This window comes from Yersinia hibernica (assembly GCF_004124235.1).
Classification (GTDB): domain Bacteria; phylum Pseudomonadota; class Gammaproteobacteria; order Enterobacterales; family Enterobacteriaceae; genus Yersinia; species Yersinia hibernica.
On the sequence record NZ_CP032487.1, the window covers coordinates 4,085,506 to 4,112,118 of the forward strand.

Consider the following 26,613-nt stretch of genomic DNA (forward strand, 5'->3'; position numbering starts at 1 on the left):
ACGCAATTAGGCTATTTATGCTGAAAGAAAATACTATTATTCATAGGGAATTTAGAATTATCAATTTTATCAAAAATGAAAATGGCGCGATCTTACTGTCATTTATTATTTTACTGCCTATCCTTATGGGGCTCATTTTTTTATCTTTGGAATTATCTCTTTTCATACAAAAGAAAGCTAGGCTCTCTGATGCTATTGAGCAAGCTACATTAGCATTAACTGTTGCAAACCATGATATTCCTGATGATCCTCAGGCACAGAGAAACAATGACCTTGTTTCTTCTTATGTTGCAGCATACTTGCCATCAGAAACATTCTCGATACCAACAATAGCAATTAATAATAACGCGGTTCACCTTGAATATGATGTAAATATTACGATGAATTACCCGGTATCCTTTTTAAAAAAATCGATGATTGCTCGTGTAAATAATGAAATTACCACCACTGATAGCGCTTCTGCTAAAAAATACCTATCCAGCCGTGCTGAACCCACCGACATTGTTTTTGTCGCTGACTATTCCGGTTCAATGAATAAGTCATTTGACTATTCGAATAGCACTGAAAGTAAAATAGCAGTATTGAGGAGGATATTTGAAAATTTAAATGAAAAAATAAACAGTAATGATGCCATTGATGTCATTGGGTTTGTCCCCTTTTCCTGGGGAAGTAAAATCATAGCGGGGAATAAAGAATTTTGTCATTTTCCATTCGTGCCAAAAAAATATAGTTCTAGTGGGGACTATCTTCGGCGATATACCGCATCTGGATTAAAGAAATTCCAAGGTTTAGAAAAATTAGGCGATATTATTCATGTTGAGTATGGAAAATTAAGTCAGGAAAGTGAAGATATTGAAAAGGGAATTGAAGGAATAAAGAAAAATATCATTAATGATAAACAGCGTTCTAAAGCCACTAAGTTTTTCAAATATGCTACTTTTATTGATTACACCACAATAATATGGAAGATTATTACTGATAATATTGACTATAATAAGACAATTAAATCAATTACAAAAGAAACAAAAGAAACAAAAGAAACAAAAGAAATTAATATTCCTATGTTAGATATTCTTAATAATGAATCTTGCTTAAAAAACATTAATGCCCATATTATTGACAGAGATAATATGAATAACTCAATATTATTGGACGCCTTAAAATTTGATGCTGAGGGTGGAACGCTAATAAGTTCCGGGATACTGGCTGGAAATAATATCTTTAAGAAAATAAATAACGGCCATAAAAAATTAATGGTCATTCTTTCTGACGGTGATGATAGTAACCATACTCACACTGGACTTCCTGACGAGTATAAAGATAAAAACTACTTTAATGTTACTAAAAAACTTATTAAGAAGGGAATGTGTGAAAAAATCAAAGAGAATGATATTAGGATGGTGTTTATTGGGATTGGCTATGTTCCAAGAGAAGATATTGATTGGAAAGCATGTGTTGGGGAGGATAATTTCTATTTAGCACAGAATGCCCATGAATTGGCGCAGGATCTTGAGCAAGTGCTAATAGCCGATACTGAAGTTGGTCGTAATACGCCGAAAAAATAATAATAGGCGCGGTAATATCCACCGCGCCCTTATTGATTATTTTGCGCCACCCGCTTCCATGCCGACTAACCCGACCTTGAGATAACCTGATTTACGCAATGCATCCATCACGCTCATTAAGGTTTCATAATCCACCACTTTATCCGCTTGGAAGAAAATGGTGGTTTCTTTGTTAGATTGGGTCACTTTATCCAGTGCTGTGGCCAGTGTGTCACGATCCACTTGCTGGTCACCGACATACAACTGATTATCCGCTTTCACCGTCAGAAAGACCGGCTTCTCTGGCCGCGGCTGTGGCACCGCTGAGGATGCAGGTAAGTCCACTTTGATATCAACTGTTGCCAATGGCGCTGCCACCATAAAGATAATCAGTAATACCAGCATGACATCAATGAAAGGCGTCACGTTAATTTCGTGCAACTCGCCACTTTCATCAAGGTTGTCGTTCATCCGCATGGCCATAAATCACCCCGCACGCAATTGGTGAGGCTGCTTAGGTGACTTTGCTTCAGCGCTGCTGCTCAAATCAAGATCACGACTCAACAGTAATAATACCTGTGCTGCGACATCCCCGACCTGAGCCCGGTAAGAACCAATCAAGCGAGCGAAAATGTTATAGATAACAACCGCAGGAATGGCGGCAACCAAGCCAAGGGCAGTGGCGAGCAATGCTTCAGCAATCCCCGGCGCAACCACGGCCAGGTTCGTCGTCTGTGAATGGGCAATGCCGATAAAGCTGTTCATGATGCCCCAAACCGTCCCAAACAACCCGACAAACGGCGAAATCGCCCCAATTGTTGCCAAGAATCCGTTACCTTTGCCCATTTGGCGGCTAATGGCCGCCACACGGCGCTCCAGACGAAAAGCGGTACGTTCTTTGATGCCGTTGTTATCATTCGATTCTGCCGATAACAGGCGCTCGTTTTGCGCCTCGCGCAGCAATAGGCCGCTGATACTCTGTGGAGAAAAGGCCTCTGCCCGCTCGGACGCCGTGTCGAGATCAGTGACCGCACCAATAACTTCGTGCTCTTGCTGTAAGCGGCGACGGGCGCGGAATAATTCGGTTCCTTTGGAGAACAAAATGGTCCAGGTGACAATAGATGCCAATACCAAACCAATCATTACCCCTTTCACAACCACGTCAGCATGTTGATACATGCCCCAAACAGAGAGATCCATCGCCAGCCCTTGTGGTGCCGGTGCGGTGAGTGGCTGGACCATAGGTGCCGATGTCGCAGGCGCAACAGCTTCTGCATTGGCAGGTGTTGCTGCTACAGGTGTAATTTCCGGCGCAGGTAATGGTGTTGATGTTGCAGTTGTTGGTGTCGCAACAGATGCAGCGACGGCGCTGCTGTTGCCTGGCGCTGCGAATGCATGGCCGGCTAAACCTGCCACCAGCAATAATGCCGTCGCGCCTTTCATCATTCGGCCTGGCGCGAATGATTTATCTTTAATCTCTTTGCCAGCTGTTTTCACGCTGTGCCTCCACCCAATATGCATATCAATTTAAGGACGAAATCAGAGGCCGATCATATCAAACAAATCAGGGATTGATAGTAATTATCATTAGTATTTGCGCCGATTTTTTGAGAAAAAGTAAGAATTGCCCTGATATCAGGGACTCCGTGGTTTGATAAGAAATATGATTTATTAGTCGCACCGGATGACTAATGCCAAATGAATATATAAAAGTGATTAGTCATATGGCGTAAGCTGGCGCAAAATAAGGTATTCGTTGGCGCTAACACCTTAATAAATCCTCTATTCCGGCATTTATACAGCATTTTTCCATCACAAACTCTCAGAAAACAGCGAGTCACCCTCTTGAGTTTTTTTCATGGTGAAAGCTGACCCCACATGATAATCATCATGCTAACGTAAGGAATAAATACATCCCGATAATGAATGCTGGCCATGGAATAATGGGCGTGCTGATAAGAAGGTGGCAACAAAATCATGTCTGCAAATAAATCAACCACAGAAAAATTGGAAACAACCTTAGTGAGCGCCGGCAGAAGCAAGAAGTTCACCCAAGGTTCGGTCAACACCGTGATTCAGCGGGCATCTTCTCTGGTTTTCGACTCAGTAAAAGCGAAAAAACAGGCCACGATTAACCGTGGAAATGGCGAGTTATTTTATGGCCGTCGCGGCACGTTAACTCACTTTTCTTTGCAAGAAGCCATGACCGAACTGGAGGGCGGTGCGGGGTGTGTGCTTTATCCTTGTGGGGCCGCCGCCATTAGCAATGCCATCTTATCATTTGTTTCCACTGGCGATCATGTGCTGATGACCGGCTCTGCCTATGAACCGGCGCAAAGTTTTTGCGATAAAATATTGTCGCGCATGAATATTGCCACCACTTATTTTGATCCCATGATAGGGGCCGAAATAGCCTCTTTGATCCGGCCAGAAACCAAAGTCGTCTTCTTGGAGTCACCGGGTTCTATCACCATGGAAGTGCAGGATATTCCGGCGATAGTCAAGGCCATCCGCGCGGTCTCGCCTGACATGATTATTATGATGGACAATACCTGGGCGGCTGGCGTGCTGTTTAAAGCACTGGATTTTGATATTGATATCTCAATCCAATCAGGCACTAAATATATCATTGGCCATTCCGATGCCATGTTGGGCATTGCGGTTGCCAACGCCCGTTGTTGGGAGCAGCTGCGCGAAGATTCTTATCTGATGGGGCAGATGGTGGATGCCGATACCGCCTATCTGGCCAGCCGCGGTTTACGCACCTTAAGTGTGCGTTTGAAGCAGCATGAGAAAAATAGTATCGCAATCGCAAACTGGCTAGCTCAGCGCCCGGAAGTTGCGGCGGTCTATCACCCTGCGCTGCCCGGCTGTAAAGGGCATGAATTCTATAAACGCGATTTTACGGGCTGCAATGGTTTGTTTTCTTTTGAGTTAAAAGCAGAGCTCACTCAGCAGCAGTTAGAAGCTTATCTCGATAATTTTACTCATTTCAGCATGGCTTTCTCTTGGGGCGGATTCGAGTCTTTGATTCTGGGTTATCAACCTAAAGATATCCGAGCAATCCGTCAATATGAGGGCGCAGGAATCACAGGCACCCTGTTGCGTTTGCACATTGGCCTGGAAAATGTACAGGATTTGCAGGACGACTTAGCTGCAGGGTTTGAGCGCATCAAAGCCGCGCAGTAAACTTTTCGCATGTGAATGTGCGCTAACAGTCTCCGCGCATTCATCCTCTCTTACACAAATAGTATCAACAGCGGGTATATATACCCGCGAAAATTCAGTTATTGAGGATAAGATCAATGTGGATCCGCGCCATTACAGATACACTGGGTAAGACCTCACAACAATATCCTCACATGATAGGCAAACAGGAACAGAAATGGATGTATTACGCGAAATCCTTCATGCCTTATGGCAGCAGGATTTTAGTAAACTTGCCGACCCGAATGTGATTTGGGTTATTTACGGCATACTTTTTACGACTCTTTTTTTAGAAAATGGCTTGTTACCGGCTTCTTTCCTCCCTGGTGATAGTTTGTTGCTATTGGCGGGGGCACTCATCGCCAAGGGTGTCATGGCATTCTTGCCAACCATGATAATTCTGACCGCAGCGGCCAGCTTGGGGTGTTGGCTGAGCTACCTGCAAGGGCTGTGGTTGGGAGACACCAAAGTGGTCAAAAGGTGGCTGTTGCAGCTACCTGTTCATTATCGCCAACGCGCCCACAATCTGTTTGTTCGCCACGGGCTGGCGGCGCTGATTATTGGCCGTTTTCTGGCTTTTGTCAGGACTTTATTACCCACTCTGGCGGGGATTTCAGGTTTAAATAGCACACGTTTTCAGTTCTTTAACTGGCTTAGCGGCCTGCTATGGGTGGGGAGTGTGGTGGGCTTGGGCTATGCACTTAGCCACATTCCGCTGGTTAAGCATTATGAAAACCAAGTCATGACCGCCCTGATGATTTTGCCCATTATCTTGCTGCTGGCGGGCTTGATTGGCACCCTGGTTTTGGTCTGGTGTAAACGTAAAAGTGTGACGGAGTGATACCCTCATTTCAACGGCGCTCCGCGCGCCGTTTTTGGGTGGATATGGCCTCAGTTAGTGCGCAGTTTGGCGACTTCTTCACTCGGGGTTAGGCCGAAATAGCGTTTAAACTCACGGCTAAATTGTGAAGCACTTTCATAGCCGACCTTATTGGCCGCCGTGCTGGCCTTCAAACCGTCATGTAGCATCATCATCCGCGCGCGATGCAAGCGGTAAGATTTCAAGTATTGCAGCGGAGATGTGTTAGTCACCGCCTTAAAATTATGATGGAATGCTGAAACACTCATATTCACATCTGCGGCTAATTGCTCGACATTCAGGTTATCTGCAAATTGATTTTCGATGCGCCGCAGCGTCTTGGTAATTTGATTGAAATGGCCGTGGCGGTTAACCAAAGCCTGCAATGCGCCACCACACTGGCCACACAGTACGTAGTAAATAATTTCTCGCACAATTTGTGGACCAAGCACCCTGGCATCCCGCGGATTGCACATCACATCCAGCAACCTCTCAGTGGCGCATAGCATCTCTTCAGTCAGTGCCGCGGAGTTAACCCCGGAGGTATTACCGAAAGGTTTAGCAAGCTCATCATCACCAATGTCTATAATTAAGTCCTGTAGCATCTGGCTGTCTATATGAATTGAGATTCCCGCCAGTGGCACCTCAGGGCTGGCAAAAGTCTCACATTCAAACGGCAAGGGTACAGTCAGAATCAGATAGTTTTTCGGATCATATTGAAACACCTTGCTGCCGAGATAACCGACTTTATGCCCCTGAAATATGATGACCACACTCGGGGTGTACATGACGGGGGTGCGCGGTTGATGCACGGTGGAGTATAAAATCTTCACTTTGGGTACCGCGCAGGGAGTCAGCCCATTGCCCTGAGCCAGGCGAGTAATAACCTCGGCCATCTGTGTCTGAATATCAGTTACCTCAACCATTGCGCTCTTACCTGCTTCTGTTATCTGAAACGATCCGACATAAATTGTGCAGTATTTTGCGGGTTTTCTACAGTGATTTGGAGAAATAGGCAAGAGCAAGGCAGAAATGTGCATTGAGGTATGGCAGCAGGTTGCCGACAATGGCTACCACTGATACGGCGACAAACACCTCTCGCGCCACACGTTAATCTCTTGGTGCTTATTGTTCATTACCCCACACTGGAAGACAAATCATGCAAAACTTTACTCTTCATACCCCCACTAAAGTGCTGTTCGGTAAGGGTCAAATCGCGCAACTGAATAAAGAAATCCCTGCCGATGCGCGAATTTTGATTACCTATGGTGGCGGCAGCATCAAGAAAAATGGTGTGCTCGACCAAGTCCACCAAGCACTGAAAGGCTTTGATTTCTTGGAGTTTGGCGGCATCGAGCCGAACCCGACCTATGAAACCTTAATGAAGGCAGTTGAGATTTGCCGCGCCGAGAAAATCACTTTCTTACTCGCGGTAGGCGGCGGTTCAGTCTTGGATGGCACTAAATTCATCGCCGCGGCGGTCAATTATCCACAAGATCCATGGCATATTCTGGAAACCACTGGCCGCGATATTAAACAAGCGCTGCCCATGGGGTCAGTGCTGACCTTGCCGGCCACTGGCTCGGAAACCAACAGTGGTGCAGTTATCAGCCGCCGCAGCACCGGCGATAAACAGCATTTCTTCTCGCCACATGTGCAGCCGCTGTTTGCGGTGCTGGATCCGGTGGTCACTTATACCTTGCCACCACGCCAGGTCGCCAATGGTGTGGTCGATGCTTTTGTTCACACTATCGAGCAATATCTGACCTATCCGGTTGATGCCAAAGTGCAAGACCGTTTTGCCGAGGGCTTGCTGCTAACACTGATTGAAGAAGGCCCGAAAGCCCTGACTGACCCTGAAAATTACCAAGTCCGTGCCAATATCATGTGGAGCGCGACGATGGCATTAAATGGCCTGATTGGTGCTGGCGTACCACAAGATTGGGCCACACATATGCTGGGGCACGAGCTAACAGCACGTCACGGGTTGGACCACGCGCAAACATTGGCCGTGGTGCTCCCCGCCCTGTTGGTAGAGAAGAAACAACAAAAACGCGCGAAATTACTGCAATATGCTGAGCGAGTTTGGAATATCCGTGAGGGTAGCGAAGACCAGCGCATTGATGCTGCCATTGCCGCAACGCGTCACTTCTTTGAAAGCATGGGGGTGCCCACTCGCCTATCCGATTATCAACTGGATGGCAGCACCATTCCCTCACTCATCAAAAAGTTAGAAGAGCACGGCATGACTGCTCTGGGTGAACACGGCGACATCACTTTAGCCGATAGCAAACGTATCTACGAAGCTGCGGTCTAATAAACACAGCTATAGCGACTAAACTTATCATATTGGTTATACAAATAGGCTGATACAGCCCAAATCTATACCCAACAAAAATGGCGTTGCAGGGAGCGGATTTCTTGCAACGTCAAGCACCAAGGGTATTCAGCTAAGGAGATAAATATGGCAGCGCAACCCATTATCAAATTGCACGATGGAAATCTGATGCCACAACTTGGCCTTGGCGTTTGGCAAGCCAGCATTGCAGAAACACAACTTGCTGTCAGTAAGGCGCTGGAAGTCGGCTATCGATCAATCGATACTGCGGCGATTTATAAGAATGAACAGGGGGTGGGTCAGGCGCTGAAAACCGCCAATCTCGCCCGTGATGAGCTATTTATCACCACCAAACTGTGGAATGACAGCCAGCATAATCCACAGCAAGCACTGGAAGAGAGTCTGGAAAAGCTGCAGCTCGATTATGTGGATCTCTATCTGATCCATTGGCCAGATCCGGCTCAGGATAGCTATGTCAGTGCTTGGCGTGAATTGATCGCATTGAAAGAAAAAGGTTTGATCCGCAGCATTGGGGTCTGCAATTTCCACATTCCCCATCTGCAACGGCTAATTGATGAAACCGGCGTAGCCCCTACGGTTAATCAGATTGAGCTTCACCCGCTGCTGCAACAGCGGCAGCTCCATGCCTGGAATGCGACACATCATATTGCGACTGAATCCTGGAGCCCACTGGCGCAGGGTGGCGATGGCGTTTTTGATCAGGCTGTCATTCGTCAATTAGCACAAAAATACAGCAAAACACCGGCACAAATCGTGATTCGTTGGCATCTGGACTGTGGGCTGATTGTTATTCCAAAGTCAGTGACACCAGCGCGCATCAGGGAAAACTTTGAAGTATTTGATTTTAAACTACACAAAGATGAACTGACGGCAATTTCGAAGTTGGATAGCGGAAAACGGCTGGGGCCAGATCCTGATGTTTTCGGATCTGACCGCTAATTTAGCTTAATGATGCTTAGCTTTCCCTCTGGTAGCTCCAGCGGGTTTATTCACCGGCGCTCTGTTTGCGCCGGTTTTGCTGCCTGATGCTTTGGCCGCAGATGTGCCGGTGGTTGCTGGCACGGTTTTAGCCAAAGACGCTTTATTGGCCGGTGTTTTACCCGCAGGAGCCGCATTTGTGCGGCTACCCGGCTGGCGCTGGCGAGTTATCGACGTGTGCTTGGTCAGTGCCGGAGTATGTTGGCGATACGCCCGGCGAGCCTCACGCTGCTCTTCCAGAGTAGGGGCCGGTACCAAGCATTCACGGCGGCTACCAATCAAGTGCGACAGCCCCATTTCTTCTAATGCTGTGCGGATCATCGGCCAGTTCGCGGGATCATGATAGCGCAGCAATGCTTTATGTAACCGCCGTTGGCGATCACCTTTCGGCACAGTGACATCCTCACTCTTGTAATCCACCTTGCTCAGCGGGTTCTTGCCGGTGTAATACATGGTGGTGGAGTTAGCCAGCGGTGATGGGTAGAAATTCTGCACCTGATCCAATCGAAAGCGGTTTTTCTTGAGCCAGAGGGCCAGATTGACCATATCTTTATCTTCCGTCCCCGGGTGGGCAGAGATGAAATAAGGAATCAAATACTGCTCTTTGCCCGCCTGCTTGGAATAGGTATCAAACAGCTCCTTAAAGCGCTGATAGCTGCCCATACCCGGCTTCATCATTTTAGAAAGTGGCCCTTCCTCGGTATGTTCCGGCGCTATTTTTAAGTAACCGCCCACATGATGGCTGGCTAATTCTTTGATATAACGCGGATCTTCCACAGCCAAATCATAGCGAACCCCAGATGCTATCAGGATCTTTTTAATCCCCTTTAAATCACGCGCTCGCCGATACAAAGAAATGGTCGGCTGATGATTAGTATCCATGTGCTGGCAAATTTCAGGATAAACACAGGATGCACGACGACAAGTTTGCTCAGCGCGCGGTGACTGGCAGCGCAACATATACATATTGGCAGTCGGGCCACCCAGATCAGAAATAATGCCGGTAAAACCGGGGACTTTGTCCCGAATTTCTTCGATTTCACGAATGATGGAATCTTCAGAACGGCTCTGAATAATACGCCCTTCATGCTCGGTAATAGAGCAGAACGAGCAACCGCCATAGCAACCGCGCATGATATTGATCGAAAAACGAATCATATCGTAAGCTGGGATTGGCGATTTGCCATAAGCCGGATGCGGTACGCGCTGGTAAGGCAGCGCAAAAACACTGTCCATCTCTTCGGTGCTCAGTGGGATCGCCGGGGGATTAATCCAGATATAGCGATCGCCATGTTTTTGCATCAAAGCCCGGGCGCAGCCAGGGTTGGTTTCATGATGTAAAATCCGCGAAGTGTGGGCATACAGCACTTTGTCCGCTTTCACTTTTTCATAGGATGGCAGCAAGACATAGGTCTTTTCCCATGGCTTGGGTTTGGCGGCTCGCACGGTAATTGGCTTGGCTTCCGCAGTGGGCACACTGTCTGTGGCACATGGCAAATCTTCGCCATATGGGTTTGGAATAGCTTCTATACGCCCCGGTTTATCTAGACGGGTAGAATCCACGCCACTCCAGCCCGGTAATGCGGTTTTGCGCATGACAACGGTATTGCGAACATCCTGAATATCAGCAATTTTCTCACCCGCCGCCAAGCGGTGCGCAACCTCAACCAGTGGCCGCTCACCATTGCCATATACCAACATATCGGCTTTGGCATCCACAATAACTGAGCGGCGCACGGTATCTGACCAATAATCATAGTGGGCAATGCGCCGTAAACTGGCCTCAATCCCCCCTAATAAAACCGGCACATGGCTATAGGCTTCTTTACAGCGCTGGCTATACACCAGTGTGGCACGATCTGGCCGCTTACCACTTTGGTTATCTGGCGTGTAGGCATCATCATGGCGTAACTTGCGGTCAGCGGTATAGCGGTTAATCATCGAGTCCATATTGCCCGCAGTAACCCCGAAGAACAGATTCGGCTCACCTAGGCGCATGAAATCATTTTTATTCGTCCAATCTGGCTGAGCAATAATCCCCACCCGGAAACCCTGAGCCTCCAGCATGCGGCCAATAATCGCCATGCCAAAACTGGGGTGGTCAACATACGCGTCGCCGGTGATGACAATAATGTCGCAGCTATCCCAGCCCAGTATGTCCATTTCTTCGCGAGACATCGGTAGGAATGGCGCGGTGCCATAGCATTCAGCCCAATAAGGCTGATAAGAAAACAGGTCACGCTCTGGCTGGATCAGGCTGGTACTCATGGCAACACTCTTTGAATTGGGGAAAATTGAGGTATTCGGGTTAAGAAATCATCACCGGGCGGCGATTATACGCATTTATCCGTGAAAAGAGGAAGGATATATCTTTTGAGCATGTGATTAAGAACATCATTAAAAGCGGGGGTCACCGAATCAATGTCAATTGAAGCGATGACCCCATGTTTCTTAACCGAGTGTGGGTGCCGCCTGTGTCACCAATTGCCCGGCGGTTCCACGGTCTGCCATCTCGAGGGTCTGGCTGTAAAACAGGAATGGGAAATGTTCAGAAGAAACCTGATTGAAATACACCAACAATTCCACATCGCCATCGACCCAAACTGTATCCTTCCAGCCACGATCTTCGGCCATCGCGGGCGCGCCATTAACTTTTTTCACTAAGAACGAAACACCCTGAATATGGAATGCTTGCGGCATATCGGCATGAATTGTCCAACGCTCCCAAGTGCCTTGTTGTGCCTGAGCATCAACCCGGTTCATATCCCAGATAGCGCCATTGATTCCTGGCAAATCATCCCCCAGACGGAACTCGCGGGAACGTACCACACTGCCGTCCAGTATCTGATCCGAGAGCAAGCGCATTGGCAAATTATCAGTGACCAACGGCAGCAAGCCGGTCGGTTTTAATGTCAACACTAAGGTGGAAATCAGAATACTCGATGGCTCAAATAGCCCGCGCAACCGGTCCATAATCCCAGCAGATTCCCCGGCCGTAATTGACACTTCGCTACCCTGCGACATATCAATCACCACTTCACGCCGCTCACCCGGCGCTAACGAAAGCTGCTGCACCGCAACAGGCGCAGGTAGAAAACCTTGGTCACTGGCAACCACATGCAATGGGCGGCCATCACTCAGTTGCAAGGTATAGCGACGCGAATTGGAGGCATTTAATAAACGTAACCGCACCCAACCACGGGAAACTTCAACAAACGGGCTTTGTACACCATTAACCAGCAAGGTATCGCCAATAAAGCCGCCTTTAGCGGGCGGGTCATATTCCGGCACACCGAAGTTATCGAGCCGCTTGTCCTGGATAATAATCGGAAAATCATCAACACCATAATGGCTCGGCAGCGGCATTGCTTTGCTGACGTCATCTTCCACCAGCCACATGCCAGCCAGCCCATTATAAACATGGGGTGCCATGCGGTTTGGTGTATTAGCATGATACCAACAGGTGGCCGCGGGTTGCCGTACAGGCAATACCGGCGACCAATCCACACCAGGGGAAATCATCCGCGCCGCGCCGCCCATCAGTGTGCCCGGAACTTGCAGCCCACTGATGGTCATGGATACCGGCTCAGTCAAACGGTTGCTGTAAATGAGTTTAACGTCATCCCCGCTATAAACCCGCACAGTCGGCCCCAGATACATGCCATTGACACCCCACACTGCCGCTTTCTGTCTGCCACTGAATGCCCAGTGCGCCCGCTGTAAAGTCAAAAACAGCGGTTGGCCACGGCGAGATTCCAGTAAAGGTGGAACAGGTAACGAGGGTTGCTGGGTACTATTAGCCTGTGCCCTCAATGGCAACGAACCTGCGCCAAGCGCTAAGCCCGTAGCCTGAATGAACTGGCGACGACTGAGTGACATATCTTCTCCGTGAAAACCACAATCAAACTTACTGCAAAATTTTGCCTGACTGCGTATAACGCTGAAGGACGGCAAAACGCTCACGACCAGAGTCGTTTAAATGAAAATCCAAAAATTAGCTGCGGGCAAAATAATCGTCGCAGAATAACCCGTGGGTAAAGGCTAATAGATTATTTTTTAGTGGCTGCCTGCTGGGCAATTTCTGCATCAAGTTGTTCAATTTTAGCCAGCATCAAATTACGGCAATGCTCTGACAACTCACGAACGCGATCTTTACCATAACCGGAGGTATCAACCGGCGGCATTATTTCTACAATAACTTTGCCATTTGACCAACGGTTTAACTTGATGTGGTTAGTGCTGGACACACAGATGGGTACAATTGGCACCCCCGCGGCGATAGCGGCATGAAAAGCGCCTGTTTTGAACGGCAGCAAACCACGGCCACGGCTACGAGTCCCTTCGGGGAACATCCAGATAGAAACATTCTTTTTCTGAACTTGCTCAACCACTTGGGCGATAGTGCCATGTGCTTTAGCCCGGTTATCACGGTCAATAAGGAGATTACCTGTCAGCCAATATAATGGGCCAAATAATGGTATCCACAGTAAGCTCTTTTTGCCCACGGTAACAGTACCGGATTGAACAACATTCGACATCGTGACCATATCGTAGTTATTTTGATGGTTTGCGATATAAATGCAGGTACCGTAGTGCGCTGCTTCTGCGGGAATTCGTTGCTCAACGGTAATCCCAAATAATACTGACATTCGGCCAAAGAGATGGGCGAACGTGGCAAGATTACGCGGATTCCGTGGACGGAACAGGCAATAAATCGAACCAAACACACACACTAGAAAACAATATAAAACTGCCAGCACCGTGCGCAAAATTAATAGCATAACAACCTCTTAAACACTCACTCTTAGATTCGTAATCGGCACTAGTATAACGATTTTCAGGCAAAACACCGCGCAGATTCCTTACCCTAGTTCGGTTACGCGGCAGCGCGCGCAAATTGCGCACGCTCTCTGTAACATTGACGGGCTATTAGCGCATTACTCTTCATTATCTATTGGTATCGGCCGCTCTGGTGCATCAACATCAACACGATCAATACGTTGCAGACCACGAGGCAGTGGGGAACCTTTCCGGCCACGTTCCGCTCTGAATTTCTGCAAATCTTCTGGCCGCAAGGTGAGCTTACGTTTACCAAAGTGAAGGGTAATGGATGTTTGGGGAGGCAAGACAAATAGCCATACCAGACGATCTTTACCTGCAGCGGCGTCCGCCGCTGGGATTGAGACGATTTTATTACCCTTACCTTTTGATAATTCAGGCAAGTCGGCGACCGGGAACATCAACATACGCCCAGCAGCAGTGATGGATAACAGCATGTCATCCGGCCCATAAATTTCTAACGGTGGCAGCGCTTTAGCATTCTCCGGCAGGGTAATCATCGTCTTGCCAGCACGGTTTTTGGCAACCAAGTCATTGAATGTACAAACAAAACCATAACCTGCATCAGAAGCCATCAATAACTTCTGGCTGTCGGATGCCATCAATACCTGTTCAATCGTTGCCCCCGGCGGCAGAGTTAACTTACCGGTTAGCGGCTCTCCTTGCCCGCGCGCAGATGGCAGTGTCAGTGGGTCCAATGCATAGCTGCGGCCAGTTGAGTCGATAAAGACCACCGGTTGGTTACTCTTGCCGCGTGCCGCCGCACGGAAGCTATCACCGGCTTTATAGCTTAAGCCCGTCGGGTCAATATCATGGCCTTTAGCACTGCGTACCCACCCCATTTCAGACAGCACAATGGTCACCGGCTCAGAAGGCACAATGTCATGGTCACTCATGGCTTTAGCTTCACCGCGTTCAGTCAGTGGTGAACGACGGTCATCGCCATAAGCCGCAGCATCAGCCTGAATTTCTTTTTTAATCAGTGTATTAAGTTTACGCTCTGAGGCCAATAACGCCTGCAATTGATCGCGCTCTTTGGCTAACTCATCTTGCTCACCGCGGATCTTCATCTCTTCCAATTTAGCTAAATGGCGGAGTTTCAGTTCGAGGATAGCTTCAGCCTGAGTTTCAGAAATCGCGAAGTGCTGCATCAGCAGCGGTTTTGGCTCATCTTCAGTACGGATGATATGAATAACTTCGTCAATATTCAGGAAGGCAATCAATAAACCTTCTAAAATATGTAGCCGCTTCAGTACCTTTTCTAGCCGATAATTCAGTCGGTTACGTACTGTTTGGCGGCGGAATACCAGCCACTCAGTCAGGATCTCCAACAGCCCTTTGACTGATGGGCGATGATCCAGGCCGATCATATTCATGTTGATGCGATAACTTCTTTCCAGATCCGTGGTGGCGAACAGATGGTTCATCACCTGATCCAGATCGACACGATTAGTGCGCGGAACAATTACCAAACGGGTCGGATTTTCATGGTCAGATTCATCGCGTAAATCTTCAACCATCGGCAATTTTTTGGCGCGCATTTGGCTGGCAATCTGCTCCAGCACTTTAGCACCGGAAACCTGATGTGGCAGTGCAGTAATCACCGCGCTGCCATCTTCTTTCTTCCACAATGCCCGCATCCGCACCGACCCACGGCCATGCTGGTAAATCTTACGAATTTCATCACGCGGAGTGATAATCTCTGCTTCTGTCGGGAAATCTGGCCCTTGTACGAACTCCAACAACTCATCGAGAGAAGTCGTGGGTTTATCAATAAGGGAAATCACCGCCTGCGCAATTTCGCGCACATTATGAGGCGGAATATCAGTGGCCATCCCTACCGCTATGCCGGTGGTGCCGTTGAGCAGAATGTTCGGCAGACGCGCAGGCAGCATTTTCGGCTCCTGCATGGTGCCATCAAAGTTTGGCACCCAATCAACCGTACCCTGCCCCAATTCGCTCAGTAAAACTTCTGCATATTTAGATAGCCGCGATTCAGTGTAACGCATCGCCGCAAAAGATTTAGGGTCATCCGGTGCCCCCCAGTTCCCTTGTCCATCAACCAGTGGATAGCGGTAAGAGAATGGCTGCGCCATCAATACCATCGCTTCATAACAAGCGCTGTCGCCATGTGGGTGATATTTACCCAGCACGTCACCGACTGTACGGGCAGATTTTTTGAATTTTGCGTTATTGCTCAGCCCCAGCTCGGACATCGCGTAGACAATGCGCCGTTGCACCGGTTTCAAACCATCGCCGATAAACGGCAACGCCCGATCCATGATGACGTACATGGAATAGTTCAGATAGGCGTTTTCAGTAAAGGTGTGCAGCGGTAAGCGTTCTGCACCGTCATGAGTCAAATCACTCATTACTCAATTATCCTCAGACTCTGGAGGCGATCACTGTAAGCCAGCAGATCGGCACCGCAAGTTCATTGTCAATTTCTGCCCGCGATAGTACCTCATCTGCAGGGCTACTGTCACAACCCACAGATAATCTCAATTTTTTATAGCCAGTGGCGCTTATTTCTCCCCCGTTTAGCGAAAAAAGATGCAAATCATCCTTAATCCATCCCTTTTATTGCTTATTAAGCAACAGTGTTATGCATTATTGCGCATTTTTTTCTGCTATCGAAACCATTAGCATACTCAGCATTCCGGGTTGGACTGTATCAATCCCTGCATTACAAGGATTATATTAATGAGTAACATATTAATTATTAACGCAATGAAAGAATTTGCGCACTCCAAAGGGGCGCTAAATCGCACTCTCACTCATGTCGCGGCTGATGCTCTACAGGAAAATGGTCACCAGGTTAAAATAACTACGGTTGACCAAGGCTATGATATTGAAAGTGAAATTGAAAATTACCTGTGGGCTGATACGGTTATTTATCAAATGCCGGGTTGGTGGATGGGCGAGCCCTGGATTTTAAAAAAATATATTGATGAAGTGTTTACCTATGGCCATGGCCGCTTGTATCAAAGTGACGGCCGTACTCGCTCCGATGCTACCAAGGGCTATGGTTCTGGCGGGTTGATTCAGGGTAAAACTTACATGCTTTCAGTAACCTGGAATGCACCACTTGAAGCCTTTACTGATCCAAATCAGTTCTTCGAAGGGGTCGGTGTTGATGGCGTTTATCTGCATTTCCATAAAGCTAATCAATTCCTTGGAATGAAACCTTTGCCAACATTTATGTGTAATGATGTGATTAAACAACCCAATATTGAAGGGGACATTAGCCGCTATCGTCAGCATTTAGCCGAGCACTTTAAACCCCAAGCTGTTTGATACATAGCATCACATCTACATTGGGCTAGCTATGATTAGCGCTTTGGCAGCAATAAAAGTCAAATGGGGCGGCGTCAGCGGGTGTTATTGGCTATTTTTCAGCCAATGACTGCCCTGTAACTTAATTTGCTCACTGACATAATCCAGAAAGCAGGTAATCCGCGCCGCAAGTTGGGTATTACGATAATAAACCGCATTGATTGGTTGCCAAGTTTCCAGAATTTGGTCGGCCATCACCTCAACTAAACGGCCCGCCAGTTGATCCTCACGGGTCATAAAATCTGATAACTCGACGATCCCCTCGCCCTGTAAAGCCAGCAAGCGCAGGGTTTCACCACTGGATGCCGCCAGATTAGGGGCAATTGATGTGCGCCCGCCCGGTAAATGGGGCAGCGACCACTGGTTAAGAAATTCCGGCTGAGTGAAGCCAAGCAAGCTGTGATTGGCCAAGTCGTCAATTGACTGCGGGGTACCGTGGCGTTGCAGATAATCAGGGCTGGCGAGCAGTCGCACCCGGCTGGCCCCTAGTAGACGCGCATGAATAGTCGAATCTCGCAATGTACCGATGCGAATCGCGATGTCAGTGCGCTGTTCCAACAAATCAATATTTAGATCGTCAGTATTCAGCTCAAGAATAATTTGCGGATATAGCGCGCGAAAACCGCTGATCATCGGCACAATGACATGCTGCATAAAAGGGGCTGCCGCATTCACTCGCAGCCGCCCGGCCGGTTTCAGCCGCCGTAGCGCAATCTGCTCTTCAGCATCATCGACCGCCGCCAGAATCTGCCGAGCATGACTGAGGAATAATTCGCCCTCTTCCGTCAATTCCAGCCGTCGCGTGGTGCGGCGCAACAATGTCGTCGCCAGTTTGTGCTCCAGCCGGCTCAATGCCCGGCTGATGCCCGATGTAGTCTGGCTGCGCTGTTCCGCCGCCGCCGTAATCGAGCCGCAGTCGACCACCGAGGTAAAAGCCTGCAACTCTTCTAAGGTCACTTTCATCGATTAAACCTCGATTTCAGCGGTATCACCTTTTTCTTGCAGCCAATTGCGGCGATCTTCCGAGCGCTTCTTCGCCAATAGCATATCCATCATTGCCATGGTCTTATCCACATCTTCATCACCGATGGTTAACTGCACCAAGCGGCGGGTGTTAGGATCAAGTGTGGTTTCACGTAACTGCAACGGATTCATTTCACCCAGCCCTTTAAAGCGCTGAACATTCGGCTTGCCGCGTTTGCGTTTTAATTGCTCCAGCACTCCGGCTTTCTCTTCTTCATCCAGGGCATAAAACACTTCCTTGCCCAAATCAATGCGATACAACGGCGGCATAGCCACATACACGTGGCCATTGCGCACCAGAGTGCGGAAATGGCGGACAAATAACGCGCACAGTAAGGTGGCAATATGTAAGCCATCGGAGTCCGCATCCGCGAGAATACAAATTTTGCCGTAACGCAGCTGGCTCAAGTCTTCGCTGTCGGGATCAATGCCAATAGCGACTGAAATATCATGGACTTCCTGTGAGGCCAGCACTTCATCGGAAGAGACTTCCCAAGTATTCAGGATCTTCCCTTTCAGCGGCATGATCGCCTGATATTCACGATCACGCGCTTGCTTGGCAGAACCGCCAGCGGAATCACCCTCCACCAGAAACAGTTCGGTCATGCTCAAATCTTGCGAAGTACAATCAGCCAGTTTGCCGGGTAATGCCGGGCCGCTGGTCAGTTTCTTGCGCACCACTTTCTTCGCCGCACGCATACGACGCTGGGCGCTGGAAATGGCCAGCTCAGCCAACTGTTCTGCAGCTTGCACGTTCTGATTCAGCCACAGGCTAAAAGCATCTTTTACTACGCCGGAGACAAAAGCCGCGCACTGACGTGAAGAGAGCCGTTCTTTGGTCTGGCCGGCAAATTGGGGGTCTTGCATTTTGACGGATAACACATAAGCACAGCGCTCCCAGATATCATCTGCCGAGAGTTTAACGCCGCGCGGCAAAATGTTGCGGTATTCGCAAAACTCGCGCATGGCATCAAGTAAGCCCTGACGTAAGCCATTGACGTGAGTACCGCCCTGCATGGTCGGGATCAAGTTGACATAGCTTTCAGTCAGCAACTCGCCGCCTTCCGGTAGCCATAACAGCGCCCAGTCGATGGCTTCAGTATCACCGGCAAAAGAGCCGACAAACGGCGCTTCTGGCAATGTAATCAAGCCATTAACGGCTTCCATCAGATAGTCAGTCAGGCCGTCGGCATAACACCAGCGCTGCTCAGTATTATTCACCTGATCTTTAAAGACGATTTCCACGCCCGGGCACAGTACTGCTTTGGCTTTCAGCAAATGCGATAAACGAGATACCGAGAATCGCGGGCTATCGAAGAAAGAAACATCCGGCCAGAAATGTACGCTAGTGCCGGTATTGCGCTTGCCGCAGGTACCAATAACCTGCAAATCCTGCACTTTATCGCCATTTTCAAAGGCAATACTGTAGATTTGGCTATCACGGCGCACCGTCACTTCTACCCGCTTGGATAAGGCGTTAACCACCGAAATACCGACACCGTGCAAACCACCAGAAAACTGATAATTTTTATTAGAGAATTTGCCGCCTGCATGTAAACGACACAAAATTAGTTCAACCGCAGGAACGCCCTCTTCAGGATGGATATCAACCGGCATCCCACGACCATCATCTATTACTTCCAGTGATTGATCGGCGTGCAGAATGACGTCAATGCGGCGGGCATGCCCCGCCAGTGCTTCATCGACGCTGTTATCAATCACCTCTTGACCAAGGTGGTTTGGTCGCGTGGTGTCGGTATACATTCCCGGACGACGACGCACTGGTTCTAAACCGCTGAGTACTTCAATGGCATCAGCGTTATAGCTGGATTCAGTCATGGTTTGATTAACATTCGGCTAATGGTTGGAAGGCTAGACATGCCCGACAGGCCATTATGGCCTGCGGTACAATACCCACTGTTTGGGTGGAGCATAAACCGCCAGATATCAAGCAGTTGCTAGCCCTAAAAAAGTCACAATCGGGGAGAAATAATGATCAAAGCCAACAAAGGCGTGATTCCCACCTGATTCTACTGTTTGCCGACAAGAGGTGTAATAGGCAACCGCTTGGCGGTAATCGAGGATCTCATCCCCGGTTTGTTGCAATAACCAGAGTAAATCCGGCGATTGCAACTTTTCAATCTGCATGGCTTTCAGATCATAAATATGTCGAGACTCTAACACATATTGTTGCCCAGTGTAGGGGTTCTGATTTTCACCCAGATAATCATTGAGCAGCTCAAATGGCCGCACCGCCGGGTTAACCACCACTGCGGGAATACTAAAACGCTGAGAAAGCCAAGTAGCAAAATAGCCCCCCAGAGAAGAGCCAACAATACCAATGGATTGCCCGGCTTTATCCATCACGATGCTTTCCAGCATTTCTGCTGCTTCCGCCGGATAAGGCGGTAATTGGGGGGTTAGCATCTCAATATCAGGATGGTGCTGCTGCAACCAACTTTTGAATGTGGTGGCTTTGGCCGAGCTGGGAGAGCTATTAAAGCCATGAATATATAGAAGCGCACTCATCAATAACCATCCGAATCCATGTCCGGGCAAAACTCATCACTGGCCAACCGACGAACCTCAGTTTCAAGTCTTCCATCAGGCAGTAAGTCGAGGTAACGCCATCCCGGTGCCACAGTATCAAGTGTAAAATTAGTACAGTGCGGTTTGAACTGCACACAGGTTGAAGGGCTTGCCAGCAGGCGTTTACCATACCAATCGAGATCCAAATCTTGGTGGATATGGCCGCACAATAAGGTGGTCACGCGCGGATAGCGGGTCAGCACCGCCGCCAGCATATGTGCATTGCGCAAACTGTGCTGATCAAGCCAAGTACAACCAGACGGCATCGGGTGATGATGCAACAATACCAGTGTGTAGCGCTCCGGGTGCGCCACCAGACAGCGCTCCATCCACTCTAACTGATAGTCACTCAGCTCGCCGTAAGGAACCCCAAAGACCTGGCTGTCTAATAAAAGAATCTGCCAATTATCCCCGATCAGAACATGCTTTGACGGGGCAATTCCCGCATTCGCCAAAACATCCACCATCACAGGCTGGAAATCGTGATTACCGGGTAGCCAAACACAAGGTGCTGGCAGGCGGGAGATGCCCTTCGTAAAATTCTGATAAGCAGCAACAGAATGGTCCTGAGCCAAATCACCGGTCGCAACAATAAGATCAAAAGGGTGCTGCTCAGCAAGAATCGCATCCAACACCGCGCGATAACTGCGAGAAGTATTTACACCCAGCAAGGTCTCATGTTCCCCTGCAAAGAGGTGGGTATCTGTTATTTGTAAAATTCTAACCTTGGCCCCACTCGCCATAGGCAGTTTAAACAGGCTTTCCAAATGGTGTCCTTGTTTTTGCACCCTTCCAACCAGATTCATCAGGTATTTTCATCTGTAGAGGTCAGGCTATAAGTCTGTCTAACAAACCGGAACTGCCACCGCTCCATGCGCCAAGCAATAGCGCAACCAGTCAGCAAGAAACTGGTTAATTTGATGCTTTTCGTCCCGCTGATGCAACTTTTTATTCGGATAATCATAACTTGCTTTGAAGCGGGAGATCTGCTGACTGGCACACACTTCCGCGACCTGCGCATCATGATAAAGCCGCACTACCATAGATGGCAGGCTCCAGTGGCTGATTGCCGGCTCAGTTTGCGCAATCTCCACGACAGAAGTGTAGCGCGTCGATTCAATAATTGTCAGTTGATAACTGGCGCCATTAACCCGATAAGCTACACTTTCGCCCACTTCATCGATGCGCGGTATCAAACGACGCAATTGCGCGAAGTTAGTTTCACATATCCGCATCATTTCAGGGAAATCAGGTATGTAGCGCTTGCTCATTATTATGCTCGCTTTTTTTACGGCTGCCATTCTGCTCTCAGCGATTGATGGTGCAACGCCAACCATTGTAATGCAATGATTGAGGCTGCGTTATCAATCGCACCTTCATCAACCCAGCGACAGGCTTGCTCGCGACTAACAACATGCACCCGGATATCTTCATGTTCATCCGCCAACCCATGAATACCACTCGCGGTGGTCGCATCGACCTCCCCAACCATGATGGACAACCGCTCACTGGTGCCACCGGGGCTGGCTAAATAACTGAGAACCGGTTTACAGCGGCCAAGATGAATTCCCGCTTCTTCCTCCGTTTCACGACGCGCCACTTCCTCGACGGTCTCCCCCTCTTCAATCATTCCCGCTACCATTTCTAATAACCAAGGCGACCGGCTGCTGTCAATAGCAGCAATTCGCAATTGCTCCACCAGCACCACTTCATCGCGCACAGGATCATAAGGTAATAACACCGCGGCATGGCCACGTTCGAAAATTTCGCGTTTGACTTCTCCGCTCATTTCACCATTAAACAAACGATGACGAAATCGATATAAATTCAGTGAAAAAAAACCACTGTACAGGGTTTCACGTGCAATAATTTCCACATCTTTCTTGTCAAAAGTCACCGGTGAGGGTTGTGCTGATGTCATAGACTTCTTTCCTTACTTGAGTATCGAGCCTAAATTGTGATTTTTGATGACAGCTCAATGATGCCAGTCAGGCTAATAGAGGTTGGTCATTTTATAAAGACAGTTTTATAAAGATTGTTTGACAAAAGTGGTGTGATACAGATTAGTTGTCTGAATACTCATTTAGCTTTGTGATAGATTTAAGTAAATTAAGGCAAGATGGCACAATCAGCCACCTTATCCCATTGGCAGACTCTGATAGAATCGGCAACAATTCGTCTATCGACAGCTACCATAGTAATATTGCCGCACAACTGCTGCACAACAAGGACTGCAAATGAAGAAACTGCTCCCCCTTCTTATCGGGCTGAGTCTGGCTGGTTTCAGTAGCATGAGCCAGGCAGAGAACTTGCTGCAAGTTTATAAGCAAGCCAGGGATAGTAACCCGGATTTACGCAAATCGGCGGCTGACCGCGATGCTGCATATGAAAAAATTAATGAAGCTCGCAGCCCGCTGTTACCACAGCTTGGTTTAGGCGCAGGTTACACCCATACCAATGGTTTCCGCGATGCCTCTGACAACCCGGACAGCAATGCGACGTCAGGATCTCTGCAATTGACTCAAACCATTTTCGACATGTCAAAATGGCGCGCGCTGACTTTACAAGAGAAAACTGCGGGTATTCAGGACGTAACGTTCCAGACCAGTGAACAAAAACTGATTCTGGACACCGCCACCGCTTATTTTGCCGTCCTAAACGCCATTGATACATTGTCTTATACTGAAGCACAGAAGCAATCTGTCTATCGCCAGTTAGACCAAACAACCCAGCGCTTTAATGTGGGTTTAGTCGCAATCACTGACGTACAGAACGCCCGTGCCAGCTACGACACGGTATTAGCGGATGAAGTGACCGCCCGTAATAACCTGGATAATGCGCTGGAAAACCTGCGCCAGATTACCGGTGTTTATTACCCTGAGCTGGCATCACTGAATGTGGACCGTTTGAAAACTGAACGCCCGCAAGCCGTCAATAACCTGTTGAAAGATGCTGAAAAACGTAACCTTTCTTTGCTTTCTGCCCGTTTGAGCCAAGATTTAGCGCGTGAGCAGATTAAGTCAGCCGAAACCGGCTATATGCCAACTATCGATTTGACTGCATCCTCCTCAGTGACTAATACCCGTTACAGTGGCGGCACACCAAGCACTCAGCAAGTGAATACCGATGCTGGCCAAAACAAAATTGGCGTGCAACTGAGTTTACCGCTGTATAGCGGCGGTGCGACCAACTCTGCCGTGAAACAGGCGCAATACAATTTCGTCGGCGCAAGTGAGCAACTGGAAAGCGCACACCGCAGTGTGGTGCAAACAGTTCGTTCCTCATTTAATAATATTTCAGCCTCCATCAGCAGCATTAAAGCCTATGAGCAAGTGGTTATTTCTAACCAAAGCTCATTAGATGCCATGGAAGCGGGTTATCAAGTGGGGACGCGCACCATTCTGGATGTTTTGACTGCCACAACCAACTTGTATCAGTCCAAGCAGCAACTTGCCAATGCGCGTTATACCTATCTGATTAATCAGTTAAATATCAAGTCTGCATTGGGTACGCTGAACATGAACGACCTGATGGCACTCAATGGTGTGCTGGATAAACCCGTCCCAACATCAGCTACCAGCCTGGCACCGGATAACGCCAACCAGAATGCTTATGCTAATGGCACAAGCGCTCAAGCGGCACCACGTGCAACGGCTGTTAGCCAGCCAACGGCCGCAACACCTGCCGCTACACGTAACGGCAACCCATTCCGTAACTAATTTTACGAATTGGGGCTCACCGGGCACAGTATCAAGCTATGCCCGGTTTATTTTTCGCTGTCCGACTTATGATTCCCCAGCATTTTTCGTCAATGAAAAAAGCGAAGTTACCCTCAGCATTTCGTATAGCTTTGTAAAGTCTGCCGCTCATCGCCCCTCACGCTTTAATTTCGTACATATTTCCCCTATTCTTAGGGCACTTACTGGGAAAGGGCATTGAACGCCCGGAAATGAGACAAATAATGATGAAACGGACTCAAAACATCAATCAAGAGACTTTCCGTAAATCCTGGCGCAATTATCGCCTTGCGCCAGTTGCTTTAGCTGTCAGTGCCGTATTTATGCTGGCTGGCTGCGAAAAAACTGATGAAACCGTATCTTTGTACCAAAATGCTGATGATTGCTCGCAGGCCAACCCGTCCAAGAGCGCTGAATGTACCACGGCTTACAACACTGCTTTGCAGGAAGCGGCCAAAACTGCACCTAAGTACGCAACCCGTGAAGATTGCGTCGCTGAATTTGGTGAATCACAGTGTACTCAAGCTCCAGCACAAGCAGGAATGGTGCCAACATCATCATCAACGTCTGAAACTACAGCTGCAGCACCACAGCAAAGCGGCAGTATGTGGATGCCACTGATGGCCGGTTATATGATGGGCCGAATGATGGGCGGTGGTGCAAGTCAGCCATTGTTTACCTCCAAAGCACCCAATAGCCCAGCCAATGGCAAATTTGTCGATGCCACCGGCAAAAACTTTGGTTCAGCCACCACGGGCCGCACCATGACAGTGCCAAGAACGGCAATGGCACCGAAGCCAGCCGTGACCAATACCATTACCCGTGGCGGTTTTGGTGAGTCCGTGGCTAAGCAGTCCTCGATGCAACGTAGTGCCGCAACATCATCCAAAACCAGCACGCGCAGCATGGGTGGCTAAGGTCTGATTAATGAAACGTTTAGCGATTAGCGAACGCCCGGACTGGCGCGAAAAAGCCACCGAATTCGGTTTCCGTTTCCACACCATGTATGGCGAGCCGTACTGGTGTGAAGATGCATATTACGAATTTACACTTGCGCAAATTGAAGAGTTGGAAGACACCACTGCAGAGTTGCATCAAATGTGCCTGCAAGTGGTTGAAAAAGTGATTAATAGCGATCAACTGATGGCAAAATTCCGCATTCCGAAACATTGTTGGGATTTTGTCCGCAGCTCGTGGCGCACCAACCAGCCATCGCTCTACTCGCGCCTTGATCTGGCTTATGATGGCGTCAATCCAGCAAAACTGCTGGAAAACAATGCGGATACCCCAACCTCATTGTATGAAGCCGCTTTTTTCCAATGGCTATGGTTAGAAGACCAGATTAATGCTGGCAATTTGAGTCAGGATTCTGACCAATACAACAGCATGCAAGAAAAACTGATCGAGCGTTTTGTTGATCTGCGTGATAACCATGGTTTTAGTTTGCTGCATCTGGCCTGCTGCCAAGACAGTGAAGAAGATCGCGGTACAGTGCAATATCTGCAAGATTGCGCCTTGGAAGCGGGTCTGCCGACTGAATTCATGTTCATGGAAGAGATTGGCTTAGGGGAAAAAGGGCAATTTACCGACTTGGATAACCAGGTTATCAGTAATTTGTTCAAACTTTATCCGTGGGAGTTTATGTTCCGCGAAATGTTCTCCACCAAGCTGGAAGATGCGGGCGTACGCTGGTTGGAACCGGCTTGGAAAAGCATTATCTCCAATAAAGCCTTGCTACCATTGCTGTGGGAAATGTTCCCAAATCATCCTAATCTGTTGCCTGCTTATTTTGCTGAAGATGATCATCCTGCCATGGATCATTATGTCACCAAGCCGCTATTCTCGCGGGAAGGTGCCAATATTCAGATAGTAGAAAACGGCAAAGAAGTGGCGCGGGTTGATGGGCCCTATGGCGAGGAGGGCATGATTGTTCAGCAATTCCATCCATTACCTAAGTTTGGTGATAGCTACACGCTGATTGGCAGTTGGCTGGTTAACGATCAACCTTGTGGTATCGGTTTACGTGAAGACCGCGAACTGATCACCCAAGATCTGTCCCGTTTTTACCCGCATATCATTTTGGGTTAACAGCACGCCATTAAAGTCAGGGAAAGCATCGGCTTTCCCTGAACATCTCCAGCA

Annotated in this window: 22 protein-coding genes; 9 read left to right on the plus strand and 13 right to left on the minus strand. The window is 48.5% G+C overall.

Going from position 1 to position 26,613, the window contains the following annotated elements; genetic code table 11:
- Positions 1-17 precede the first annotated feature (17 nt).
- Positions 18-1,565: a TadE/TadG family type IV pilus assembly protein gene (locus D5F51_RS19205; RefSeq protein ID WP_129198545.1), complete on the plus strand. Its 1,548-nt coding sequence runs from the start codon at positions 18-20 to the stop codon at positions 1,563-1,565.
- Positions 1,566-1,601: 36 nt separating this feature from the next.
- Here the strand turns inward: D5F51_RS19205 and exbD are convergent, their stop codons facing one another.
- Both exbD and exbB read right to left on the minus strand, forming a co-directional pair.
- Positions 1,602-2,027, minus strand: coding sequence for a TonB system transport protein ExbD (gene exbD, locus D5F51_RS19210; protein ID WP_025376975.1), 426 nt, complete (start codon positions 2,025-2,027; stop codon positions 1,602-1,604).
- Positions 2,028-2,030: 3 nt separating this feature from the next.
- On the minus strand, positions 2,031-3,041 hold the full coding sequence (gene exbB, locus D5F51_RS19215; protein ID WP_162301796.1) for a tol-pal system-associated acyl-CoA thioesterase: 1,011 nt from the start codon (positions 3,039-3,041) through the stop codon (positions 2,031-2,033).
- Between the two features lie 480 nt (positions 3,042-3,521).
- Between exbB and metC the strand changes: the two genes are divergently transcribed.
- A complete protein-coding gene (gene metC / locus D5F51_RS19220) occupies positions 3,522-4,733 on the plus strand; it encodes a cystathionine beta-lyase (RefSeq protein ID WP_129198550.1) in 1,212 nt (403 codons plus the stop codon).
- A 196-nt stretch (positions 4,734-4,929) separates the two neighbouring features.
- Positions 4,930-5,592: a DedA family protein gene (locus D5F51_RS19225; RefSeq protein ID WP_129198552.1), complete on the plus strand. Its 663-nt coding sequence runs from the start codon at positions 4,930-4,932 to the stop codon at positions 5,590-5,592.
- A 50-nt stretch (positions 5,593-5,642) separates the two neighbouring features.
- On the opposite strand, the gene D5F51_RS19230 is transcribed toward D5F51_RS19225, so the two are convergent.
- Complete coding sequence (locus D5F51_RS19230) at positions 5,643-6,536, minus strand: AraC family transcriptional regulator (protein ID WP_025376979.1); 894 nt, start codon at positions 6,534-6,536, stop codon at positions 5,643-5,645.
- Between the two features lie 233 nt (positions 6,537-6,769).
- Here D5F51_RS19230 and yqhD point away from each other — a divergent pair, with 233 nt between their 5' ends.
- Positions 6,770-7,927, plus strand: a complete 1,158-nt coding sequence (gene yqhD / locus D5F51_RS19235) for an alcohol dehydrogenase (protein ID WP_129198554.1) — start codon at positions 6,770-6,772, stop codon at positions 7,925-7,927.
- A gap of 147 nt (positions 7,928-8,074) precedes the next feature.
- Positions 8,075-8,908, plus strand: coding sequence for a 2,5-didehydrogluconate reductase DkgA (gene dkgA / locus D5F51_RS19240; protein WP_025376980.1), 834 nt, complete (start codon positions 8,075-8,077; stop codon positions 8,906-8,908).
- Positions 8,909-8,914: 6 nt separating this feature from the next.
- Here the strand turns inward: dkgA and D5F51_RS19245 are convergent, their stop codons facing one another.
- From D5F51_RS19245 to parC, 4 genes are all read right to left on the minus strand, one after another.
- Positions 8,915-11,215: a YgiQ family radical SAM protein gene (locus D5F51_RS19245; protein WP_025376981.1), complete on the minus strand. Its 2,301-nt coding sequence runs from the start codon at positions 11,213-11,215 to the stop codon at positions 8,915-8,917.
- A gap of 183 nt (positions 11,216-11,398) precedes the next feature.
- Positions 11,399-12,826 carry a cell division protein FtsP gene (gene ftsP / locus D5F51_RS19250; protein ID WP_025376982.1) on the minus strand — a complete coding sequence of 476 codons (1,428 nt, stop codon included), beginning with the start codon at positions 12,824-12,826 and terminating at the stop codon, positions 11,399-11,401.
- Between the two features lie 170 nt (positions 12,827-12,996).
- Complete coding sequence (locus tag D5F51_RS19255) at positions 12,997-13,728, minus strand: 1-acylglycerol-3-phosphate O-acyltransferase (RefSeq protein WP_025376983.1); 732 nt, start codon at positions 13,726-13,728, stop codon at positions 12,997-12,999.
- A gap of 156 nt (positions 13,729-13,884) precedes the next feature.
- Positions 13,885-16,158: a DNA topoisomerase IV subunit A gene (gene parC, locus D5F51_RS19260; RefSeq protein WP_025376984.1), complete on the minus strand. Its 2,274-nt coding sequence runs from the start codon at positions 16,156-16,158 to the stop codon at positions 13,885-13,887.
- A gap of 331 nt (positions 16,159-16,489) precedes the next feature.
- On the opposite strand from parC, the gene D5F51_RS19265 reads away from it, so the two are divergent.
- Positions 16,490-17,083 carry an NAD(P)H-dependent oxidoreductase gene (locus D5F51_RS19265; protein ID WP_129198556.1) on the plus strand — a complete coding sequence of 198 codons (594 nt, stop codon included), beginning with the start codon at positions 16,490-16,492 and terminating at the stop codon, positions 17,081-17,083.
- A gap of 84 nt (positions 17,084-17,167) precedes the next feature.
- Here D5F51_RS19265 and D5F51_RS19270 read toward each other — a convergent pair whose 3' ends face one another.
- From D5F51_RS19270 to nudF, 6 genes are all read right to left on the minus strand, one after another.
- Positions 17,168-18,085 (minus strand): LysR substrate-binding domain-containing protein, encoded by a 918-nt coding sequence (locus D5F51_RS19270; protein ID WP_025376986.1) that lies wholly within the window; start codon positions 18,083-18,085, stop codon positions 17,168-17,170.
- A gap of 3 nt (positions 18,086-18,088) precedes the next feature.
- Positions 18,089-19,984: a DNA topoisomerase IV subunit B gene (parE, locus tag D5F51_RS19275; RefSeq protein WP_025376987.1), complete on the minus strand. Its 1,896-nt coding sequence runs from the start codon at positions 19,982-19,984 to the stop codon at positions 18,089-18,091.
- 108 nt (positions 19,985-20,092) lie between these two features.
- Positions 20,093-20,674 carry an esterase YqiA gene (gene yqiA, locus D5F51_RS19280; RefSeq protein WP_162301797.1) on the minus strand — a complete coding sequence of 194 codons (582 nt, stop codon included), beginning with the start codon at positions 20,672-20,674 and terminating at the stop codon, positions 20,093-20,095.
- Positions 20,674-21,501: a 3',5'-cyclic-AMP phosphodiesterase gene (gene cpdA, locus D5F51_RS19285; RefSeq protein ID WP_129199512.1), complete on the minus strand. Its 828-nt coding sequence runs from the start codon at positions 21,499-21,501 to the stop codon at positions 20,674-20,676. Before cpdA ends, yqiA begins: the two co-directional genes overlap by 1 nt.
- A gap of 78 nt (positions 21,502-21,579) precedes the next feature.
- Positions 21,580-22,005 (minus strand): DUF1249 family protein, encoded by a 426-nt coding sequence (locus D5F51_RS19290; protein WP_025376989.1) that lies wholly within the window; start codon positions 22,003-22,005, stop codon positions 21,580-21,582.
- Positions 22,006-22,022: 17 nt separating this feature from the next.
- Positions 22,023-22,655 carry an ADP-ribose diphosphatase gene (gene nudF / locus D5F51_RS19295; protein WP_129198558.1) on the minus strand — a complete coding sequence of 211 codons (633 nt, stop codon included), beginning with the start codon at positions 22,653-22,655 and terminating at the stop codon, positions 22,023-22,025.
- Between the two features lie 316 nt (positions 22,656-22,971).
- Between nudF and tolC the strand changes: the two genes are divergently transcribed.
- The 3 genes from tolC to D5F51_RS19310 all read left to right on the plus strand — a co-directional run bounded on the left by tolC (position 22,972) and on the right by D5F51_RS19310 (position 26,559).
- Complete coding sequence (tolC, locus tag D5F51_RS19300; protein WP_129198560.1) at positions 22,972-24,453, plus strand: outer membrane channel protein TolC; 1,482 nt, start codon at positions 22,972-22,974, stop codon at positions 24,451-24,453.
- 245 nt (positions 24,454-24,698) lie between these two features.
- The gene (locus D5F51_RS19305; RefSeq protein WP_087769594.1) at positions 24,699-25,388 is read left to right on the plus strand and encodes a DUF1190 family protein; all 690 of its coding nucleotides are present in this window, start codon (positions 24,699-24,701) and stop codon (positions 25,386-25,388) included.
- Positions 25,389-25,398: 10 nt separating this feature from the next.
- Positions 25,399-26,559, plus strand: coding sequence for a glutathionylspermidine synthase family protein (locus D5F51_RS19310; RefSeq protein WP_129198562.1), 1,161 nt, complete (start codon positions 25,399-25,401; stop codon positions 26,557-26,559).
- Positions 26,560-26,613 lie beyond the last annotated feature (54 nt).

Bases quoted from the DNA above. Each gene is read 5' to 3' on its own strand.
- ftsP (WP_025376982.1), bottom strand. From the start codon at position 12,826: ATGTCACTCAGTCGTCGCCAGTTCATTCAGGCTACGGGCTTAGCGCTT.
- D5F51_RS19225 (WP_129198552.1), top strand. From the start codon at position 4,930: ATGGATGTATTACGCGAAATCCTTCATGCCTTATGGCAGCAGGATTTT.
- D5F51_RS19255 (WP_025376983.1), bottom strand. From the start codon at position 13,728: ATGCTATTAATTTTGCGCACGGTGCTGGCAGTTTTATATTGTTTTCTA.
- exbD (WP_025376975.1), bottom strand. From the start codon at position 2,027: ATGGCCATGCGGATGAACGACAACCTTGATGAAAGTGGCGAGTTGCAC.
- D5F51_RS19310 (WP_129198562.1), top strand. From the start codon at position 25,399: ATGAAACGTTTAGCGATTAGCGAACGCCCGGACTGGCGCGAAAAAGCC.
- D5F51_RS19270 (WP_025376986.1), bottom strand. From the start codon at position 18,085: ATGAAAGTGACCTTAGAAGAGTTGCAGGCTTTTACCTCGGTGGTCGAC.
- nudF (WP_129198558.1), bottom strand. From the start codon at position 22,655: ATGACATCAGCACAACCCTCACCGGTGACTTTTGACAAGAAAGATGTG.
- D5F51_RS19265 (WP_129198556.1), top strand. From the start codon at position 16,490: ATGAGTAACATATTAATTATTAACGCAATGAAAGAATTTGCGCACTCC.
- D5F51_RS19205 (WP_129198545.1), top strand. From the start codon at position 18: ATGCTGAAAGAAAATACTATTATTCATAGGGAATTTAGAATTATCAAT.
- dkgA (WP_025376980.1), top strand. From the start codon at position 8,075: ATGGCAGCGCAACCCATTATCAAATTGCACGATGGAAATCTGATGCCA.
- parC (WP_025376984.1), bottom strand. From the start codon at position 16,158: ATGAGTGATTTGACTCATGACGGTGCAGAACGCTTACCGCTGCACACC.
- D5F51_RS19305 (WP_087769594.1), top strand. From the start codon at position 24,699: ATGAAACGGACTCAAAACATCAATCAAGAGACTTTCCGTAAATCCTGG.
- yqhD (WP_129198554.1), top strand. From the start codon at position 6,770: ATGCAAAACTTTACTCTTCATACCCCCACTAAAGTGCTGTTCGGTAAG.
- D5F51_RS19245 (WP_025376981.1), bottom strand. From the start codon at position 11,215: ATGAGTACCAGCCTGATCCAGCCAGAGCGTGACCTGTTTTCTTATCAG.
- tolC (WP_129198560.1), top strand. From the start codon at position 22,972: ATGAAGAAACTGCTCCCCCTTCTTATCGGGCTGAGTCTGGCTGGTTTC.
- yqiA (WP_162301797.1), bottom strand. From the start codon at position 20,674: ATGAGTGCGCTTCTATATATTCATGGCTTTAATAGCTCTCCCAGCTCG.
- D5F51_RS19230 (WP_025376979.1), bottom strand. From the start codon at position 6,536: ATGGTTGAGGTAACTGATATTCAGACACAGATGGCCGAGGTTATTACT.
- metC (WP_129198550.1), top strand. From the start codon at position 3,522: ATGTCTGCAAATAAATCAACCACAGAAAAATTGGAAACAACCTTAGTG.
- D5F51_RS19290 (WP_025376989.1), bottom strand. From the start codon at position 22,005: ATGAGCAAGCGCTACATACCTGATTTCCCTGAAATGATGCGGATATGT.
- parE (WP_025376987.1), bottom strand. From the start codon at position 19,984: ATGACTGAATCCAGCTATAACGCTGATGCCATTGAAGTACTCAGCGGT.